The sequence below is a fragment of the Streptomyces neyagawaensis genome (genome assembly GCF_023516595.1).
GTDB classification, from domain to species: Bacteria; Actinomycetota; Actinomycetes; order Streptomycetales; family Streptomycetaceae; genus Streptomyces; species Streptomyces neyagawaensis.
This window is the reverse complement of record NZ_JAMGBG010000013.1, coordinates 289,678-308,540: the sequence shown is the minus strand read 5'-3', so window position 1 is coordinate 308,540 and position 18,863 is coordinate 289,678. Positions and strand designations below refer to the sequence as shown.

Annotated in this window: 16 protein-coding genes and 1 pseudogene; 8 read left to right on the top strand and 9 right to left on the bottom strand. The window is 71.1% G+C overall.

Features of this window, described 5'->3' with window-relative positions:
• Positions 1–245: 245 nt before the first annotated feature.
• Positions 246–1,223, bottom strand: coding sequence for a cell envelope lipid trafficking protein PgfA (gene pgfA / locus M8J73_RS09650; RefSeq protein WP_055540074.1), 978 nt, complete (start codon positions 1,221–1,223; stop codon positions 246–248).
• A gap of 291 nt (positions 1,224–1,514) precedes the next feature.
• Between pgfA and M8J73_RS09645 the strand changes: the two genes are divergently transcribed.
• Both M8J73_RS09645 and M8J73_RS09640 read left to right on the top strand, forming a co-directional pair.
• Positions 1,515–1,733, top strand: a complete 219-nt coding sequence (locus M8J73_RS09645; protein WP_055540075.1) for a hypothetical protein — start codon at positions 1,515–1,517, stop codon at positions 1,731–1,733.
• 3 nt (positions 1,734–1,736) lie between these two features.
• Positions 1,737–2,978 (top strand): PucR family transcriptional regulator, encoded by a 1,242-nt coding sequence (locus M8J73_RS09640; protein WP_055540076.1) that lies wholly within the window; start codon positions 1,737–1,739, stop codon positions 2,976–2,978.
• Between the two features lie 39 nt (positions 2,979–3,017).
• On the opposite strand, the gene M8J73_RS09635 is transcribed toward M8J73_RS09640, so the two are convergent.
• On the bottom strand, positions 3,018–3,671 hold the full coding sequence (locus M8J73_RS09635; RefSeq protein ID WP_055540077.1) for a hypothetical protein: 654 nt from the start codon (positions 3,669–3,671) through the stop codon (positions 3,018–3,020).
• 186 nt (positions 3,672–3,857) lie between these two features.
• Between M8J73_RS09635 and M8J73_RS09630 the strand changes: the two genes are divergently transcribed.
• Together M8J73_RS09630 and M8J73_RS09625 are read left to right on the top strand one after the other, a co-directional pair.
• Positions 3,858–4,631 carry an IclR family transcriptional regulator gene (locus tag M8J73_RS09630; protein ID WP_055540078.1) on the top strand — a complete coding sequence of 258 codons (774 nt, stop codon included), beginning with the start codon at positions 3,858–3,860 and terminating at the stop codon, positions 4,629–4,631.
• Positions 4,628–5,485: an SMP-30/gluconolactonase/LRE family protein gene (locus M8J73_RS09625; protein ID WP_249828467.1), complete on the top strand. Its 858-nt coding sequence runs from the start codon at positions 4,628–4,630 to the stop codon at positions 5,483–5,485. The genes M8J73_RS09630 and M8J73_RS09625 overlap by 4 nt, the downstream gene beginning before the upstream one ends.
• 67 nt (positions 5,486–5,552) lie before the next feature.
• On the opposite strand, the gene M8J73_RS09620 is transcribed toward M8J73_RS09625, so the two are convergent.
• From M8J73_RS09620 to M8J73_RS09610, 3 genes are read right to left on the bottom strand one after another with little or no spacing between them, the layout of a single operon-like run.
• A complete protein-coding gene (locus M8J73_RS09620) occupies positions 5,553–6,944 on the bottom strand; it encodes an MAB_1171c family putative transporter (protein WP_372503922.1) in 1,392 nt (463 codons plus the stop codon).
• Positions 6,941–7,669: a toxin-antitoxin system, toxin component gene (locus M8J73_RS09615; protein ID WP_240501069.1), complete on the bottom strand. Its 729-nt coding sequence runs from the start codon at positions 7,667–7,669 to the stop codon at positions 6,941–6,943. The genes M8J73_RS09620 and M8J73_RS09615 overlap by 4 nt, the downstream gene beginning before the upstream one ends.
• Entirely contained in the window at positions 7,666–8,286 is a 621-nt protein-coding gene (locus M8J73_RS09610; protein WP_055537548.1) for a hypothetical protein, read from the bottom strand. Before M8J73_RS09610 ends, M8J73_RS09615 begins: the two co-directional genes overlap by 4 nt.
• Before the next feature lie 183 nt (positions 8,287–8,469).
• On the opposite strand from M8J73_RS09610, the gene arfA reads away from it, so the two are divergent.
• The 4 genes from arfA to M8J73_RS45225 all read left to right on the top strand — a co-directional run bounded on the left by arfA (position 8,470) and on the right by M8J73_RS45225 (position 12,975).
• Entirely contained in the window at positions 8,470–9,984 is a 1,515-nt protein-coding gene (gene arfA / locus M8J73_RS09605) for an arabinosylfuranosidase ArfA (RefSeq protein WP_055537547.1), read from the top strand.
• Between the two features lie 85 nt (positions 9,985–10,069).
• On the top strand, positions 10,070–10,528 hold the full coding sequence (locus M8J73_RS09600) for an RrF2 family transcriptional regulator (RefSeq protein WP_055537546.1): 459 nt from the start codon (positions 10,070–10,072) through the stop codon (positions 10,526–10,528).
• Between the two features lie 268 nt (positions 10,529–10,796).
• A complete protein-coding gene (locus M8J73_RS09595) occupies positions 10,797–12,065 on the top strand; it encodes an ABC transporter substrate-binding protein (protein ID WP_206187785.1) in 1,269 nt (422 codons plus the stop codon).
• Positions 12,066–12,342: 277 nt separating this feature from the next.
• Positions 12,343–12,975 (top strand): ATP-binding protein, encoded by a 633-nt coding sequence (locus tag M8J73_RS45225; RefSeq protein ID WP_308408340.1) that lies wholly within the window; start codon positions 12,343–12,345, stop codon positions 12,973–12,975.
• Between the two features lie 84 nt (positions 12,976–13,059).
• Here the strand turns inward: M8J73_RS45225 and M8J73_RS09585 are convergent, their stop codons facing one another.
• The 4 genes and pseudogenes from M8J73_RS09585 to mmsA all read right to left on the bottom strand — a co-directional run bounded on the left by M8J73_RS09585 (position 13,060) and on the right by mmsA (position 18,838).
• Positions 13,060–14,769 carry a pyridoxal phosphate-dependent aminotransferase gene (locus M8J73_RS09585; RefSeq protein ID WP_249828466.1) on the bottom strand — a complete coding sequence of 570 codons (1,710 nt, stop codon included), beginning with the start codon at positions 14,767–14,769 and terminating at the stop codon, positions 13,060–13,062.
• A 166-nt stretch (positions 14,770–14,935) separates the two neighbouring features.
• Positions 14,936–15,988, bottom strand: a pseudogene (locus M8J73_RS09580) (aldose epimerase family protein); the annotation flags it as partial.
• A 58-nt stretch (positions 15,989–16,046) separates the two neighbouring features.
• A complete protein-coding gene (mmsB, locus tag M8J73_RS09575) occupies positions 16,047–17,291 on the bottom strand; it encodes a multiple monosaccharide ABC transporter permease (RefSeq protein ID WP_055536539.1) in 1,245 nt (414 codons plus the stop codon).
• Entirely contained in the window at positions 17,288–18,838 is a 1,551-nt protein-coding gene (mmsA, locus tag M8J73_RS09570; protein ID WP_055536538.1) for a multiple monosaccharide ABC transporter ATP-binding protein, read from the bottom strand. Before mmsA ends, mmsB begins: the two co-directional genes overlap by 4 nt.
• Between the last annotated feature and the right edge of the window lie 25 nt (positions 18,839–18,863).

Sequence of the window (18,863 nt, the reverse complement as noted above, 5' to 3'; positions counted from 1 at the left end):
GCTCCAACTCGTCTCGGGGTGCGGAACTCAGCGGGGGAGAAGGAGGTTCGCTGTGAGGGTTGTTCCGGTGGGGCGTGTGGGGGGACGGTCCGGTCGCGGCGGGCAGGTCGTGGTGCGCGGGAGCGAGGTCGGGAGCGAGGTATGGGTGGGCTGTGCTCAGGTGGGGTGGACAGTTTTCGCCGAGAGTTTCGAAGCTGCTACTCACCGACGTGACAATTTCCGGGGTTTGTTGAACTGACGCCCTGTCATATCGTGATCGGATCCTGGGGCGACTCGGACCTTTCGGGACGCCGCCTGCCGCGCACCACCAAAACGGCACCCGGCACGGCGAGGACGAACCCCACCACAGCGGTACCGATCGGCAGCGTCCGCCCCACCAGCCGCAGCAGTCCGCTGTCCCGGTCCGCCTGCTCGACCGCGAACTTCTGCGTCTCGGCGGTGAACGCCAGCTTCCGGCTGTCGAGCAGCACGGCCGCGTCCTCGGTGCCGCCGGGCGCCCGCAGGGTCCGGCGCGGCCCGGTCCGCGCGTACAGCACGCGTCCCGTGGCCTGGTCGACGACGAGTTCGAGGCCGTGGTTGGCATACCACTCCTCGGCCAGTACCTGCGGCCGGCCCGGCTCGTCGACGAGGGCGCCGGGCACGAGCCGCGTGCCGGTCCTCGTCGCCGGAACGGTCGCCGTGAAACGCATCCCCTCGTACCCGCGGATCTTCTTGCGGCCCTCGTAGTGGAGCGTGACCGTCGCGCCGAGCGAGTTGTCCCACCAGCGGTAGGAGCGTTCCCGCACGTCGAAGGGGAACTTCAGGTACGCCTCACCCTCGATGTACGGCTTCTCCTTGCAGCAGTGCACCGGCCGGTTGGTCCTGCGGTCGCTGACCCAGCGGTGCGGGACGAAGTCCAGCGCGTCGTGCGGGTCGGCGGCCGGCAGCGACCTGTCCGTGTCGACGCTGGTGATCACGTCCCACACGGCCGCTCCGCTGCGTTCGCTCTCGGCCACGTCGCCGCGTACCCGCTGGGTCACGGTGATCTTCTGGTCCGGTACGGTCCGCACCTGCTCCACGTCGAAGACGCTGCCCGTGCCGGTGTAGACGGCGGTCGTGTCGATGTCGATCGGGTTCAGCGCGGCCCGTGGCTCCACGTACCAGGCCAGCAGGGGTGCGAGGACCAGCAGGAAGGTACCGAGGCCCAGCAGGACCAGGGACAGGGGTGAGGCTGTACGGCGCATCCGGGCACTCCAGGGGCGTTGGAAGGTGCGGCTCGGGTAGGCGTCTCGGATGGGGCGACGCCAGGGGGAAGGTGCGCGTGACGTATGGGCCGGGAACCGTAGGCGGAGTCTTGACGCAGTGTCAATGCATTGCTGACACTGGGCCGGAGCCGGTGTCCGGGACGGACGACTGGCTGAGGGGCCGTCGACACGCCCCCGGCGAGGTGGACGAGTACCGGGACCGTCAGGAGGTCCCGAGGTGTGGGGTGCCCTGGGTGGGGCCGACCTTTCGACCGAGAGGCTGACCCTGCGATGTCGCACGCCGAGACCACGCACCAGACGCCGCCGGACCCGCCCTCCGCGCGGGCGACGGGACTTCCGCGGCGCGCCCTCGCCGCCGCGCTCACCATGGTGGCCGCCGCCGCGCTCGCCGTGGCGGCCGCGTTCGGTGTCGTCGCACTGCTGGAGGCGACCCCGGACCAGCCGAACACCCCGCTCATCACGTACGAGAACGCCGGCCAGGAGCGCTGAGGGGTGACCGGGCGCCCGGGAACCGTCTCAGTCCGCTCCGCCTGGCACGACGTACCGCGTGACCAGGTGCGGGAGTTCGCCGCGATCGCCCTGGCCGAGGCGCCGGCCCTCGCCGAGGAGATCCTGGGCGAGATCCGCCGCGAGTACCCCCATCTGCCGGTCGTCCTCGACGACTCCGGCGAGCCGATGGCCCTCATCGGCATCCGCCGCGCCATCGAGGTCTTCGTCCAGCACCTCCAGACCGCGGAGGGCCGCCCGCGGGTGCCTCCCGGCGTGTTCCAGGAGTTCGGCCGGGGCGAGGGCCTGCACGGCCGCAGCCTGGACTCCCTCCAGGCGATCTACCGCCTCGGCGTACGCCTCGCCTGGCGCCGCTTCGCCGAGATCGGCCAGCGCGTGGAGATCCCGCCGCCCGCGATGTACGAGCTGGTCGACGCCGGCTACGAGTACCTGGATGGGCTGGTGGACCAGTCGGTGCGCGGCTACGCGGAGGCGGCGGCCCGGCAGGCCGGCGAACGGCTCCGGCTCCAGCGGCGCCTCATGGAGCTGCTCCTCGTCGAGCACCACCGGGGCGACCCCGCGGACGCGCTCACCGAACGTGCCGCCCGGATCGGCTGGCCCCTGCCCGAGAAGGTCGCCGTCGGCGTCCTGCTGCGGCCCGCCCGCGAGGCCATGGCCCCGGCCGTCGGCCAGGGCGTCCTGCTCGACATGGAGTACGAGCAGCCCCGCATGGTCGTGCCCGAACCGGACGCCGCCGGGCGCCCCGAACTCCTCCACCGGGCCCTCGCCGGGTGGTCCGGCGCGATCGGGCCGCCCGTGCCGCTCGCGGAGGCGGCGAAGTCGCTGCGCTGGGCGGAGGCCGCGGTGAGCCTGATGGAACGCCGGCTGCTGCCCGCCGGGGAGGTGCTGCACTGCACCGAGCACACCGAGGCCCTGGTCCTCCTCCAGCCGGAGGAGCTCATCGACGACCTGGCCCTACGCTGCCTGGCGCCCCTCGCGCACTGCGGCCCCACGCACGGGCGCCGCCTCGCCGAGACCCTCCTGGCCTGGCTGGAGACCAGGGGTGGCGCCCCCGAGGTCGCCACCCGACTCGGCGTCCACCCCCAGACCGTCCGCTACCGCCTGCGCCAGATCCGGGAACTGTGGGGCGACGAGATCGACGACCCCGACCGCCGCTTCGAGCTGGAACTGGTCCTCAGGGCGCAACGACTCCGGGGAGAGCTCGGCGACCCGCGCGGCCGACGCTGACGCGCGCGGCGGCCGCGGCAGGGGCGCGGCCACCGGGAGCTACGTGAGTCCGGCCCAGGCCTCGTCCACCAGCCGGGCCACCTCGCTCGGCTCGTGCGTGAGGTCCCCCGTGACATCGCGCACCAGCACGGTCAGCCGCTCGTCGCCGCGCTGACAGGAGACTGTGGACACACTGTCGGGCTCCGGCTCGTTCCCGGCGTTGGTCGGCTGGTGGTGGAGGACGCAGTCCACCTTCCCGAAGGTGACCCTCTCGTTCGTCGGCTTCTCCAGACCGAGCGCCGACGGGTCCGCGTACGGCACGTACGGCCGCGGGGAGGGTCCGCGGACGGCCGCGAACTGGAAGAACGACTCCAGACGGGAGTCGGAGAAGGACTGGACGGTCGCCGCCGCGCCCCCGTGCGCCTCGGACAGCAGCTCCCCGCTCCTGCCGTCCCAGTCGCGGTTCCGTTCCGCCAGCTCCTTCCCCTGCGAGGCGTCCAGCTCCAGGACGGCCTCGTCCTGATGGATGAACCTGCCCAGCTTCGCGGGCGCCGACAGCTCCCCGCCCCGGCCGGCCGGTGCCCCCGCGGCCCCCGGCGCCTCGTCACTGTCGTCCCCCGTGATCAGCCAGGCCCCGCCGACGAGCCCCACTCCGAGCGTCAGGCCGAGCAGGCCGCCGAGCAGGAATCTGGCCGCTCCGCCGGCTTCCGTCATCGTCCGCCCCCGTCCCCTTGGTGTGGAAAGGGGCTGCCCTCACCCACATGCCGGGAAACACGGGGTGTTCTCGGCCATTGCCCGGCCGCACCCCGTTGATTAGCCTGTGTTCGTCATGCCGATCGACTGTTGAAATTTCGAACACAGCCGGTACCGAGAACGAAGAAACAAGGGAGGGGGCCGACCATGGGACGCCTAGTACCTGCCGTGACCCGGGCGCTCGACATATTGGAGCTCTTCCTGGACGGGGACGGCACACTCTCCGCTCCCGACATCGTGCGCAAGCTCCAGCTGCCGCGCACCACCGTCCACGAGCTGGTCACCACGCTCGCAGCCCGTGGCTACATCGTGCCCGTTGCGGGTCAGCCGGGACGCTACCGCCTCGGTGTCCGTCCGTACCAGCTGGGCAGCCGTTACGCCGAGCAGCTGGACCTGGCCGCCGAGGGCCAGCAGGTCGCCCGTACCGTCGCCGAGACCTGCGACGAGACGGTGCACGTGGCGATCCTGGAGTACACGGACGTCATCTACATCGCCAAGGTCGACTCCACGCACGCCGTCCGCATGGTGTCCGCCGCCGGTCGTCGCCTTCCGGCGCACTGCACCTCCGTCGGCAAGATGCTCCTCGCCTCCCTTCCCGAGGCCGAGCTGAACGCCCGGATCCCGGACGACGCCGACCTGGTCGCCATGACGCCCAACAGCATCACCGACCCGGGCGTGCTGCGCGAGACCCTGGCCCAGATCCGTGAGCGGGGTCTCGCCGTGGAGAACCGCGAGTCCAACCCCGACGTCTCCTGCGTGGCCGCCCCCGTCCGCGACCGCACGGGCAAGGTCGTCGCCGCGCTCTCCATCTCGGTCCCCATGATCCGCTGGAGCGAGGACCGCCGCAGCGAGCTGGAGCAGCTCGCCGCCAAGGGCGCCGCGGAACTCTCCGAGCGCCTCGGACACCGGAGCGTGGCATGAGCACGTACGACATCGCCGTACGCGAGTACGCGACCCTCGGCGAGGGGCCCACCTGGGACACCGACGCCCAGCGGCTGATCTGGATCGACATCCTCCGCTCGCGGGTCTACACCTACGATCCGGCCTCCGGCCGCCGCACCATCCTCGTCACCGAGCAGCACGTCGGCGCGGCCAAGCCCCGCGCCGGCGGCGGCCTCGTCCTGAACCTGCGGGACGGTGTCGGGCTGCGCGACGCCGACGGCGGCTTCCGCTGGCTGCACCACGAGCCGGTGCCGGGCCGCCGGGCCAACGACGCCGCCGTGGCCCCCGACGGCTCCCTCTTCGCCGGCACCATGCGCTACGACGAGGCCCCGGGCGGCGGCACCCTCGCCCGGTTCACCGCCGACGGCCTCGCGCAGGCCGTCCTCGACGACGTCGCCGTCAGCAACGGCATCGGCTGGAGCCCGGACGGACAGCTGATGTACTACATCGACTCGCCGACCCGGCGTATCGACGTCTTCGACTACGTGGAGACCGACGGCGTGCGGCTCCCCGTCGACCGGCGGCCGTTCGTCACCATCGAGGAGGGCGCCGGCTTCCCCGACGGCCTCACCGTCGACGCCGAGGGCTGTGTCTGGGTCGCTCTGTGGGAGGGCGGCGCCGTCCGCCGCTACACCCCCTCCGGTGAACTGGACCGGGTCGTCCCCCTCCCCACCCCCCGCCCCACCGCCTGCGCGTTCGGCGGCACCGACCTGACCGACCTGTACATCACCACGGCCCGGGTCGGCACCGACACCCCGCATCCGCTGTCGGGTTCGCTGCTGGTCGTGCCGGGCGCGGGCAAGGGCCTCGCGCAGCCCGCGTTCGCCGGCTGAGCCCACCCGCACCGCACATCCGTCGACGGCCCGTCGGCCCACCCGTACCTCGGGGGCCGACGGGCCGTCACTCGTGCGCGGACACGCTGCTCTCGGCGGCGGAGGACGCCGGGTCCGCGGGGTCGACGGGGCCCGTCGATCCGGATGAGCCTGCTGATCCGGTCGCGAGGGTGCGGACCTCCTCGATCTCCGCGGGGCGGCGCAGTGCCCGGGAGACGGCGTCGATGTCCTGGAGGAGGTCGGTGAGGTCGGAGGAGACGGTGAGCTCGGGGCAGGCCGCGCGGCCCGGACCGGCCGTGAGGTCGGGGAAGATCAGCGGGCCCGACGTCAGGGAGAGGACCGGCGGCCCGGGGGCGGGCGACGCCTTCCGCGCGGCCAGCGCGTCCTGGATCGTCACCGCGGCGGCCAGCGCTCGCGCCCGGCCGGGACCGTGACCGAGGGCGAGGGCCCCGGCGTAGGCGCGGCGGTGCAGATCGTCGTCGAAGTGGCGGGCCAGCTGGAGCAGGGCGTCGCGGATGAAGGTCTCGCGGCGGGTGAGGCGCAGCTCCGCCGTGGCGCGCAGGGCGAACGGCACCCCGGAGCCGCTGACGCTCCGGGTGAGCAGGTACAGGGGCCGCAGCCGCCAGTGGCTCACCCGTACCCGCCAGCGTTCGTGCAGGTACTGGCCGCCGTGCGGCAGGATGAACCCGACGGCGATGAAGATCGCCGCCACGGCCACCACCGGCGGCGCCACATCGGTGCTCAGCCAGTCCAGGTCGTGGCCCGTCCAGCGGGCGACCAGCGCCGTGATCTTCGAGGCGTCGTACACCAGGTTGAGCGCGTAGCCGATCCCGAGCGCCTTCAGACCGCCGCGCAGCCACAGGTCCAGGCCCTGGGTGCGGACCCAGCTGCGGATCAGATGACAGGTGATCAGGCAGGCCGCGGTGTGGGCGGCGAGGTAGAGGAGGATCTCCTCGCGCATGAAGGGCGTGGTGGCGTAGTACGTGTCCAGGTCGCGCAGCCGCTCCCGGGGGACGTCCGCCAGCGCGAACAGCACCCACAGGACGACGATCACCGCCGCGTACACGCTGACGACCCAGCGCATGGCGCGGCGGGTCGTCGGGGAGCGGTCGGCCGGGCCGTTGCGCCAGGCGACGATGAGCAGCAGACAGGCCGCGCAGTACGCGGTGATCAGCGAGTACACCCAGGGCGCGGCGACGTTCGGCACGCCGACGACCCGGTTGGTCCAGGCGATCACCGACGGCACCGCGAACAGGAACACACTGCACGCGAGCAGCAGCAGACCGCCGACCGCCCGCAGCAGCGGGTCCTTCCACAGCTTCACGATGCTGGGCAGCTTGATCACCAGCGCGGCCGTCAGGACGGCCGTGGGGATCCAGAACGAGATGTACAGCCCGCCGAAGAAGTCGGCGGGGCTCATGGCACCGATCGTGGTCGCGGACACGGTGGCCCCCCTCATCCGCGCGGTCCGCGGTAGCCGAGGGACGCCTGGAGGGCCTGCCGCACCGAGTCCGCCCGGTCGGCCGGACCGGCGGCGGCCGGGGTGCCGGGAGCCGGGGTGCCGTGGGCCGGACCGCCGGGGGCCGGACCCGTGGGGCCCCCGTGCCCGGTGTCCACCCAGGGACGCAGGACGGTGGCGAGCCGGTGGCCGAAGTCCTCGGCCTCCTGTTCGGCCGAGGCGTGCGAGCCGTTGCGCGCGGCGACCCCGAGGGCGGACCCGGGCCAGCCCGGCCCATCGGACAGCGCGAACGCGGCGGCGTCCGCGCCCGGCACCCGGTGATGGCTGTGCCCGGCGTGCAGATGCCACAACTCATGGCCCAGGATCACCAGTTGCTGCACGGGAGCGGCCCGCTCCTCGACGATCACCAGGTCGAAGTCGGGGAACTCCATCCACAGCCCCGTCACCTCTATCTCGTCCGGGAACCGCTCGAACCGCAGCTCCACCGGCCGCCCGCCGCGCCGCGCGCTCATCTCCGCGCACAGCGCCGCCCCCAACTCCCGCACCCCCGTGGGGCCGTCCAGCCGCGCCCGGACCGCCTTGGCGAGCCCGGCGGTCAACCTGCGCCGCTCGGCGGCGGGCCGGGCGGGCAGCAGCGCGGCCCGTACCCGGCCGAGGACACCGGTGGCCGCGGCGGCCCCGGCCGACCCGCGCGGCCGTGCGCCGCCCGGTTCACGACGGCTCATTTCGCGGGCTCCTCCTCGTCGACGCCGAGCAGCCCTTCGAGCATCACCGCGAGGGCCTCCTGCTTGCGCCGGGTCAGGTTCATCCGCCCCCCGCGCAGCGCGAGGGTCACCACTCCGTGCCGGGTCGCGAACTCCACGAGCGGACCCTCGCCCCCGTCCCCCTCCAGTCCCTCCAGCACCCGGCGCAGTTCCCGGTCCAGGACGGCGGCGGCCGGGTCGGTGAAGAACCGGACACCTTCCTCGACGCCGAAGAACGCGGCGAGTTCGGTGAGGTCGGGCACGTTCGGCATCTTCTTGCCGAGCAGCAGCTGCCGGGCCCACTCCGGGCTGATCGACAGCCGCTCGGCGACCTCCTTGCACACGTCGACGGTGCGTTTGCCGCTGCGCGCGAGATACGCCGTGTGCAGCGCCCGCACCCGCCGGCGCACCCGGTCGTCGATCCGGTCGCCCGGCGGTTCGCCCCCGTCGAGCAGCGCCCGCACGACGTCCTCACCGAGCGCGGTGCGCTCCGACAGGGCGGCCACGTCGAGGAGTTGCCCCCGATCGGCCCCGGTCCGGGCGGCGAGTGCGTCGAGACGGGCGAGGGTGTGGGGGAGGAGTTCGGGGAGGTCGGGCACGGCCAGACCCTACGTGCCCGGTGGCCTGAACACCACGGAAATCCAACGATCGTTGAAATCGGACCAACGATCGTTCGACCGCCGTTCGTCCTGTCGGCCCCCATTGACTCTCTCCACCGGCGAACATAACGTCCCGTTCGACCAAACGAGCACCATTCGTGATATCGAACGCGAAGGATGTCCATGGCCCGCACAGCCCGCTTCACCCTCGACCCCGCCTTCCAGGTCGGTGAGGTCAACCCCCGACTGTTCGGCTCCTTCGTCGAGCACCTCGGCCGCTGCGTCTACACCGGGATCTTCGAGCCGGACCATCCGGCGGCCGACGAGGCGGGCCTGCGCACCGACGTCCTGGAGCTGGTCCGTGAGCTCGGCGTCACCACGATCCGCTACCCCGGCGGCAACTTCGTCTCCGGCTACAAGTGGGAGGACTCCGTCGGCCCCGTCGAGGACCGCCCCCGCCGCCTCGACCTCGCCTGGCGCTCCACGGAGACCAACCGCTTCGGCCTCTCCGAGTACATCGCCTTCCTGAAGAAGATCGGCCCGCAGGCCGAACCCATGATGGCCCTCAACCTCGGCACCCGAGGCGTCGCCGAGGCCCTCGAACTCCAGGAGTACGCCAACCACCCCGCCGGCACCGCCCTGTCCGACCTCCGTGCCGCGCACGGCGACAAGGACCCGTTCGGCATCAAACTCTGGTGCCTCGGCAACGAGATGGACGGCCCCTGGCAGACCGGCCACAAGACCGCCACCGAGTACGGCCGCATCGCCGCCGAGACCGCCCGCGCGATGCGCCAGATCGACCCGGGCGTCGAACTCGTCGCCTGTGGCTCCTCCAGCCAGTCCATGCCGACCTTCGCCGCCTGGGAGGCGACGGTCCTGGAGGAGACGTACGACCTCGTCGACCACATCTCCCTGCACGCCTACTACCAGCCCGAGAACGGCGACATCGACTCCTTCCTGGCCTCCGCCGTCGACATGGAGTCCTTCATCGAGAACGTGATCGCCACCGCCGACCACGTGGGCGCGAAGCTCAAGTCGAAGAAGAAGATCAACCTCTCCTTCGACGAGTGGAACGTCTGGTACATCTCGAAGTGGCACGAGATCGAGAACTCCGAGACCCGGGACTGGGCGGAAGCCCCCCGCCTCCTGGAGGACAACTACAGCGTCACCGACGCCGTCGTCTTCGGCTCCCTCCTCATCGCGCTGCTCCGGCACGCCGACCGCGTCACCGTCGCCTGCCTCGCCCAACTCGTCAATGTCATCGCCCCGATCATGACCGAGCCCGGCGGTCCCGCCTGGCGGCAGACGACGTTCTTCCCGTTCGCCCAGGCCGCGCGGTACGGCCGCGGCCTGGTCCTCGACGTACGGGTGGACTCGCCGACGTACGCCACGGAGAAGTACGGGGAGGCGGACCTGCTGCACGCGACCGCCGTGCGGGCCGAGGACGGGTCGGTGACCGTGTTCGCGGTCAACCGGAGCCGTACGGAGGCGCTTCCGCTGGAGGTCGCGCTGGGCGGGCTCGACCTGAGCCGGGTGGTGGAGCACAGCGTGCTGGCCGACGCCGACCCCGACGCACGGAACACGCTCGCGGAGCCCGAGCGGGTCGGTCCGCACGCGGCCGAGGGGACGACGCTGGAGGGCGGGGTGCTGAAGGCCGCCCTCGAACCGCTCTCCTGGAACGTGATCCGCCTCGGCTGATGCCGGCCGACCCCGCCGACGCCCACGGCCGCGCGGACTCGGGGCGGGTCTCCCGGTCCGCCCCGCGTGGCCGACAATGTGGCCCATGAGGATCTCTGCACGGGCGGACTACGCCGTACGCGCGGTACTGGAGCTCGCCGTACGGCAGGACGACGACCCGGTGAAGTCCGAGGTCATCGCGACGGTCCAGGAGATCCCCCACAAGTTCCTGGAGGGCATCCTCGGGGACCTGCGGCGCGGCGGCCTCGTGACGAGCCGCCGCGGCGGCAGCGGCGGCTACCGGCTCGCCCGGGACCCCGCCGCGATCACCGTCGCCGACATCATCCGCGCGGTGGACGGGCCGATCGTGTCCGTACGCGGCGAGCGGCCCACCGGCCTCACCTACACCGGCTCCGCCGAACCGCTGCTGCCCCTGTGGATCGCGCTGCGCGCCAACGTGCGCCGCATCCTGGAGGGCGTCACGGTCGCCGACATCGCGGCCGGCGCGCTGCCCGAACCGGTCCGGCGACTGGCGGCGGAACCGGCGGCCTGGGAAAACCCCTAGGGCCCAAGACGACCCCTGAACGCCCGTCACATCGTTGGAATCAAAACGCAACGCCCCCGGACCGTGCGGTGCGGGCACGCGCCATACGATCAAGCCCGAACGTGAGCACGAACGGGCGAGATCCGTATATACGTACAGACGCGTCCCGGGAACGGTCGGCGGCATCGGCCGGCGGCATCGACCGGGCGCGGGCGGCGCCGACGGGCGACGGAATGTGCCCGGCGTGCTCGACCAGGGAGAAGTGCCGGAAGCTGGAAGTGGGGAAACCGTGCGCCACAAGGCCCGGACGATCGTGGCGGCCACGGCCGCACTGACACTCGCGGCGGGGCTCTCCGGCTGCGGCGGGGACGCGGACGCCGAGTCCGGCCGGGTCTCCCTGACTGTCGTCGCCACCAACTACGGCGACAACGTCCACAAGAACTCCGAGGGTTACTGGGACCGGGTCGTCCTCGCCTTCAACGTCGAGCACCCCGACATCGACGTGAACGTCGAGGTGTACGCCCCGGACAAGGTCGACGAGAAGGTCGCCGAACTGGTCGAGCGGGGCGAGACACCCGACATCGTGCAGGCCGACGGCTACTCGCAGTACGCCGCCCAGGGCCTCCTCTACAGCGCCGACGAGCTGTTGTCGGTGCCGGTCCAGGCCTCCTTCGTACAGAGCCTCGCCGACGCCGGCGAGATGGACCGGGTGCAGTACGGGCTGCCGTTCACCGCGAGCACCCGGCTGCTCTACTACAACAAGGACCTGTTCGCCGCGGCGGGCCTGCAGCCCCCCAAGAGCTGGGACGGCCTCGTCACGGCGGCGCGGAAGCTGAAGGCCCAGGGCGTGGAGTCGCCGATCGCCGTGCCGCTCGGCCCGGAGGAGGCCGAGGCCGAGACGCTGATGTGGCTGCTGGCCGGCGACGGCGGCTACACCGACGACTCCAACAGCTACGACCTCGCGTCGCCCGCCAATGTACGGACGCTGACCTGGCTGCGGGACAAGCTGGTCGGCGAGGGCCTCGCCGGCCCGGTCCCGCCCGGCCAACTCAACCGCGACGACGCCGTGCAGAGCTTCCTGCGCGGTGACGCGGCCATGGTCAACGGCCCGCTGTCGCTGATCCGCCAGATCGAGGACTCCTCCGACTCCGTGCCCTACGGGTCGATCCCGCTGCCGAGCCGCGACGGCCGGGCCACACCGGCCATGGGCACCGCGGACTGGATCGTCGCCTTCAAGAACGACGACCACCGCGAGGCGATGGGCCAGTTCCTCGACTTCCTCTACAGCGACAAGTACGTGATCGAACAGGCCGCCGAGTACGAGCTGCTGCCCGTCACCACGACCGCCGCCGACGCGATGCACGCCGACAAGCGCCACAAGGCCCTGTGGAGCGGCCTGGACACCCTGCAGAACCTGCGGCTCTACCCCGTCGCCGAGACCAACTGGTCCCAGGTGGCCGCCGCCATCCGCAAGCAGATCGGCGGGGCGGTCAAGGCGAACGGCGATCCGCGGAAGGTCCTGGACTCGATAGCGACGGTCGCGAAGACGGCCGAGTGAACGACTGACGCGACGCCCACGACTCGGCACCCCCTTTCACCGGCCCCCCTCACGCACCCCGTGGGAGGGGGCCGGTGCCGTCGTGTTCGGCGGAGCCGCGGCCGCACTGCCCCGATCGGCGGAGCGGCGCGCCGCCCTGATCGACGGACGGCAACCGATCAGCCGAGGTCGAGCGGAAAGGATCGTGGTTCGGTCGAATTCGTACGGTTCCGACCAGGCACAATGCCCTCCCGATCTCGTGGGTACTCATCGGGCGAGCACGGCTAGCGTGGGCGGCGTGCGGCAGTTCGCCTTTGACGCCCAGCGCCCCGTGCCCGGGCACTTCGACCCCCATGGAGAGGAGGCGGCTGCGATGCCGGGCGGGGAGACAGACGGCGGAACCGGCGACACCGGCGGCCCGAACGCCGGCGTCCTGGGCGCTCCCGTGGGCACACAGGTCGACCCCCCCGCCGGTACACAGGTAGGCACCCCTGTCGATACACCGGTCGGCGCCCCTTTCCGCGGCGCTCCGAACCGCCGCGGCACACTCCTGCTGATACGGCACTTCACCGGCGAGAACCTGCCCCAGGTGCGGGCCCAGGTCGAGGACGCGGCGGCCGCCGCGGGCCTCGGGGGCGTACGGCTCGGCGAGTTCACCCTCGCCGTCAGCGAGATCGCCGCCAACGCGGTGGAGCACGCCGGCGGCCGCGGCCGACTGGAGCTGCGCCGGCTCCCGGACGAACTGGAGTGCCGGATCACCGACGACGGCCCCGGCTTCGTCCCCGCCATCCCCGAACTCCTCCCCGGCCTCACCGAGGGCTGCCGGGGCCGCGGCCTCTGGCTCGCCCACCTGGTCACCGACCGCCTGACAGTCACCACCGACACAACAGGAACAGGCGCCGAGGTCACCCTGGCCCTCCGACTCACCTGAGAACAGCGACACAGGGCGACGCCCCCGACAGGCCACGAAGGGCTGTCGGGGGCGTCGCCCCATGGGGTTCTTCGGCGGTGGGGATCAGCCCACCTGGTTGTAGACCGCCCCCGCCGCCGGCCAGCCCAGCGGCTCCGGCTGCTCCTCGGGGGCCGTACGGCCGCGCACCTGGGCGGCGGTGAGCCCCTGGGCGGCGCCCATCGCGCGGCGGTTGGCGGCCGCGGTGGCCATGCCGGGCATCCCGGTCTGGGCGACCGGCTCCAGCCCGGTGGCGGGTGCGGGCGTCATGCCCGGGATGCCCGGCATACCCGGCATGGCGGCCACGTTCGGCATGGAGGGGATCGACGGCCCCTGCGGCATGGGAGCGGCGGGCGCCGGCATCGGTGCCGGCATGGGCACCTGCGCCGGAGCGGGTGCCGGGGTCGGCATGGGGGCGGGGACCGGGGTCGGCATCTGGGCGACGGCCGGGGTGGGCATCGGGGCCGGGGTGGGCATGGGGGCCGGGGTGGGCACGGGGGCCGGGGTCTGGTTCATGCCGGGCATGCCGACCGGGCCGGTGGCCTGCGCGGCGAGGCCCGCCATACCGGCGCCGTTGGTCTCGCTCATCAGCCGGTCCACGGCCGCCGTACCCGAGCTGTAGCTGGTCCCGGTGCCCAGCTCGGGTACGGCGGCTCCCCTCCTGGACCCGTAGAGAACCGACTCCAGGCCGGACACCAGGCGACGCACGTCCACCTGGGGCCGGACCACGAGTCGCAGGAAGCGACTGGACGAGCCGACCTTGTTGCCGCACTCGCGGACCAGGATCCGGTGCTCGGTGAGCAGCCGGTCACGGACCACGGTGCCCTCGGCGCCCACGGGCAGGCGCACGAAGAGGAAGTTCCCCTGTGACGGATACACCGTCAGACCGGGGAGGGCGGAGAGCTGACGGGCCATGTCCAGGCGGTCGCGCCGCACCTGGTGCAGGCTCTCCATGTACTCGGGGCCGTGGTTCTTCAGCATGAACACCACGTGCTCCGCGAAGGAGTTGAGGTTCCACTTCGGCAGCATCGAGCGGATCTTCCCGGCGAGCGCCGGGTTGGCGACCAGATAGCCGAAGCGGATGCCGTGCAGTCCGAAGTTCTTGCCGAGCGAACGCAGTACGACGACGTTGGGCCGCATCACCGCGTCCTGCACCGTGCTCGGCTCGGACTCGGCGTCGGCGAACTCCAGGAACGACTCGTCGATGACGATGAGGTCCAGGTCGGCCATCGCGTCCATGAACTGCACCAGCGCGTGCCGGTGCAGGAAGCCGCCGTCGGGGTTGTTCGGGTTGCAGATGACGGCGACCCGCGTGCCGCGCGCCCGGATGAACTCGGCGTACTGGGCGAGGTCCAGGGCGAAGCCGCTGGACTCCTGCAGCGGGAACATGTCGACGCGCTTGCCGGTCTCCATCGGCTGGTCGGTCCAGCGGCCGAAGGTGGGGACGGGGACGGCGAGGGACTCCCGGACCAGCAGATGGTCGATCCAGGTGATGAGCTCGGTCGAACCGTTGCCCATCGCCACGCACTGCGGCGGCAGTTGCAGCAGGTTGCACAGCTCCGCGGTGATGGTGTCGGCGCTGCTCGGGTAGTACGTGATGATGTCCTTCAGCCTGCTCGCCATCTCGTCGAACATGGCCGGGGTGGGGAAGTACGGGTTGCACGGTATGCAGAAGTCCACCGGGCCGACCCCGTCGCCGCCCTCACGCGTCAGCGCCGCCATCGAGGGGCTGTGCGCCGTCGTGCTGCGGAACAACGAGGTGACGTTGTCGGCCATGGAACCTCCGTAGGGGGCGGACCCGTTGGGGACGAACCGGGTCCGACGACTAAGGGCGGCCCGTGCGGGGGAGCACGAGCCGCCCCTACATACGGAGAACGGGGGGACGCTGTTCAACCACTGGGAAGTTGGCCGGAATTTGTGAAGAACCTGTGCGCTGCCGTGTTCAGGCTCCGAACGAGTGGACCGTCGTCGAGCGGTACGTCTGCCCCGGTCGGAGCACCGTCGACGGGTACGACGGCTTGTTCGGCGAGTCCGGGAAGTGCTGGGTCTCCAGGCACACGGCGTCGCCCTGGCGGTAGATCCGCCCCGACGGTCCGGCGAGTGTGCCGTCGAGGAAGTTCCCCGAGTAGAACTGGAGCCCCGGCTCGGTCGTGGAGATCGTCAGGGTGCGGCCCGAGGACGGGTCGCGCAGTGTCGCGGCCCGCTCCGGGAGATCCGTCCGCCCCTTGTCGAGCACCCAGTTGTGGTCGAACCCCTTGGCGTACAGAAGCTGCTGGTCACGCGTGCGGACGTCCGCGCCGATCGGCTTGGCCCGACGGAAGTCGAAGGGCGTGCCCGCCACCTCGGCCGGTTCACCGACGGGGATGAGGCCGGCGTCGACGGGCGTGTAGCGGGAGGCGGCGATCTCCAGCTCGTGGTCGTGGGCGGAGCCGCTGCCCTCGCCCGCGAGGTTCCAGTAGACGTGGCTGGTGAGGTTGACGACGGTCGGCCGGTCGGTGGTCGCCTCGTAGTCGATGCGCCAGTCGCCCTCCTCGGTCAGGGTGTAGGTGACCGCGGTCCGCAGGGTGCCGGGGTAGCCCATCTCGCCGTCGGGGCTGGTGCGGGTGAGACGCAGACCCACGTTCGAGTCATGAACGAACGGCTCGACGTCCCACACCGTCTTGTCGAAGCCGCCGGCACCGCCGTGCAGGCTGTTGCCGCCGTCGTTCACGGACAGCTCGTACGCCGTGTCGTCGAGGGTGAACCGGCCCCCGCCGACGCGGTTGCCGTACCGGCCGATCAGGGCGCCGAAGTAGGGGGAGTCGGCGACGTACTCCTCGACGGAGTCGAAGCCGAGGGAGACGTTCGCGTACCGGCCCTCACGGTCCGGGACCTCCAGGGACTGCACGATCCCGCCGTACGACAGGACCCGCAGCCGTGTGCCGCCGTTCTCCAGCGACCAGCGGTGGATCTCGGTGCCGTCGGCGAGCTTGCCGAAGACTTCCTTCACCGGATTGCTCCTCTCACGGGAAAAGGGGGCCCCGCCCGCAGGCGAGGCCCCCTTGCGGGTTCCGTCAGGAACCGCCCTTGCGCTTGTTCCACACGTCGAACCCGACCGCCGCCAGCAGCGCCAGGCCCTTGATCACCTGCTGCCAGTCGGTGCCGACGCTGAGGAGGTTCATGCCGTTGTTCAGCACGCCGAGGACGAGACCACCGATGATCGCGCCGAGGACGGTGCCGACGCCGCCGCTCATGGACGCGCCGCCGATGAACGCCGAGGCGATGGCCTCCAGCTCGTAGCTCAGACCGGCCTTCGGGGAGGCCGCGTTCAGCCGGGCGGCGATCGCCAGACCCGCGAGGGCCGCGAGGACGCCCATGTTGACGAAGACCAGGAAGGTGACCTTCTTGTCCTTCACACCGGAGAGCTTCGCGGCCGGCAGGTTGCCGCCGATCGCGTAGATGTGCCGACCGAAGACGGAGTTGCGCATCAGGTAGCCGTAGCCGACGACCAGCGCACCCAGGACCAGCAGGATGATCGGCGCGCCCTTGTAGCTGGCGAGCAGCATGGTGACCGCGAGCAGCGCGGCGGAGATGGCGATCAGCTTGAGCAGGAAGATGTTGCGGGGCACCACGTCCAGGGAGAATTCCTTCTGGCGTGACCGGTCACGGATCTCCTGGATCACCACGAAGGCGATCAGGGTGAAGCCCAGCAGCAGCGTGATGTTGTGGTAGTTCGTCGTGGGGCCGACCTCGGGCAGGAAGCCGTTGCCCATCTTCTGCAGGCCGTCGGGGAACGGGCCGAGGGTCTGGCCCTCCAGCAGGATCTCCGTCACACCGCGGAAGACGAGCATCCCGGCGAGGGTAACGATGAACGAGGGTATCCCGAGGTACGCGATGAAGAAGCCCTGCGCCGCGCCCGCCGCCGCGCCCGCCAGCAGGCAGAGCACGACCGCGAGCGGCCAGGACACGTCGTGCTGGACCGTCAGCACGGCCGCGAACGCGCCCACGAAGGCCGTGAGCGAACCGACCGACAGGTCGATGTGGCCCGCGACGATCACCAGCATCATGCCGATCGCGAGGATCAGGATGTAGCTGTTCTGCAGGACCAGGTTGGAGACGTTGCGGGGCAGCAGCAGGTCGCCGTCGGTCAGGATCGCGAAGAAGGCGACGATCAGGCCGAGGGCGATCAGCATGCCGTACTGCCGCATGTTGCGGCGCATGCCGTCCAGCATCAGCTGCAGCAGTCCGCCGCCGGTGGCCGATCCGGTCCCGCCCGACGGCGCCGGGGCCGGGCTCTTGGCGGTCACTTCCGTGCTCATCGGGTTACCTCTTTGTCCTTCGTCATCTGGCGCATCAGCGATTCCTGCGTGGCCTCGGCACGCGAGAACTCGCCGGTCAGCCGCCCCGCGGCCATCGTGTAGATGCGGTCGCACATCCCCAGCAGCTCCGGCAGCTCGGAGGAGATGAAGACGACCGCCTTGCCCTCAGCGGCCAGCTTGTCGATGACCGTGTAGATCTCGTACTTGGCGCCGACGTCGATACCGCGCGTCGGCTCGTCGAGGATCAGCACATCCGGCCCGGCGAAGATCCACTTGCTGAGGACGACCTTCTGCTGGTTGCCGCCGGACAGCTTGCCCACCGGCTCGAACACCGTCGGCGCCTTGATGTTCATGGTCTTGCGGTAGCGCTCGGCGACCTGGCGTTCCTCGTGCTCGTCGACGACGCCCCGCTTGGCGACCTTCTTCAGGGCGGTCAGCGAGATGTTGCGGTTGATCGTGTCAATCAGGTTCAGACCGTAGTGCTTGCGGTCCTCCGTCACGTAGGCGATGCCGTGCTTGACCGCGTCGGCCACCGACTTCGTACGGATCTCGGCGCCGTCCTTGAGGACCGTGCCGCCCGCGTAACGGCCGTAGGACCGGCCGAAGACGCTCATCGCCAGCTCGGTGCGGCCGGCGCCCATGAGGCCCGCGATACCGACGATCTCCCCGCGCCGCGCGTGGATCGACACATGGTCGACCACCCTGCGCTGCTGGTCGATCGGGTGGAGCACGGTCCAGTCGCGGATCTCCAGGGCCGGTGCCGCGCCCTCCTCCGCCTCGTGCGGTGTGCGCTCGGGGAAGCGGTGGTCGAGGTCGCGGCCCACCATCCCGCTGATGATCCGGTCCTCCGTGGTCTCCGGCGCCTTCACATCGAGGGTCTCGATGGACTTGCCGTCACGGATGATCGTCACCGAGTCGGCGACCCGGCGGATCTCGTTCAGCTTGTGGGAGATGATGATCGAGGTGATGCCCTGCTTCTTCAACTCCAGGATGAGATCCAGGAGTTTGCCGCTGTCCTCGTCGTTCAGGGCGGCGGTCGGCTCATCCAGGATGAGCAGCTTCACCTTCTTCGACAGGGCCTTGGCGATCTCCACCAGCTGCTGCTTGCCCACACCGATGTCGGCGACGCGGGTCTCCGGGTGGTCGTCGAGACCCACCCGGCGCAGCAGCTCGGTGGCGTGCCGCAGGGTCTCCCGCCAGTCGATGAACCCGCCCTTGGCGTGTTCGTTGCCGAGGAAGATGTTCTCCGCGAGGGAGAGGTACGGGGAGAGCGCCAGCTCCTGGTGGATGATGACGATGCCGCGCTGCTCGCTGGCCCTGATGTCCTTGAAGCGGCACTCCTCTCCCTCGAAGAGGATCTCGCCCTCGTAGCTGCCGTGCGGATGGACGCCGGAGAGCACCTTCATCAAGGTGGACTTTCCGGCGCCGTTCTCACCGCAGATGGCATGGACCTCGCCCTGGCGGACGGTCAGGGTGACGTCCGACAGCGCTTTCACACCGGGAAAGGTCTTGACGATCGAGCGCATTTCCAGGACGGGTCCCGCCATGGTCGTGCCTTCCAATCAGTGGTGG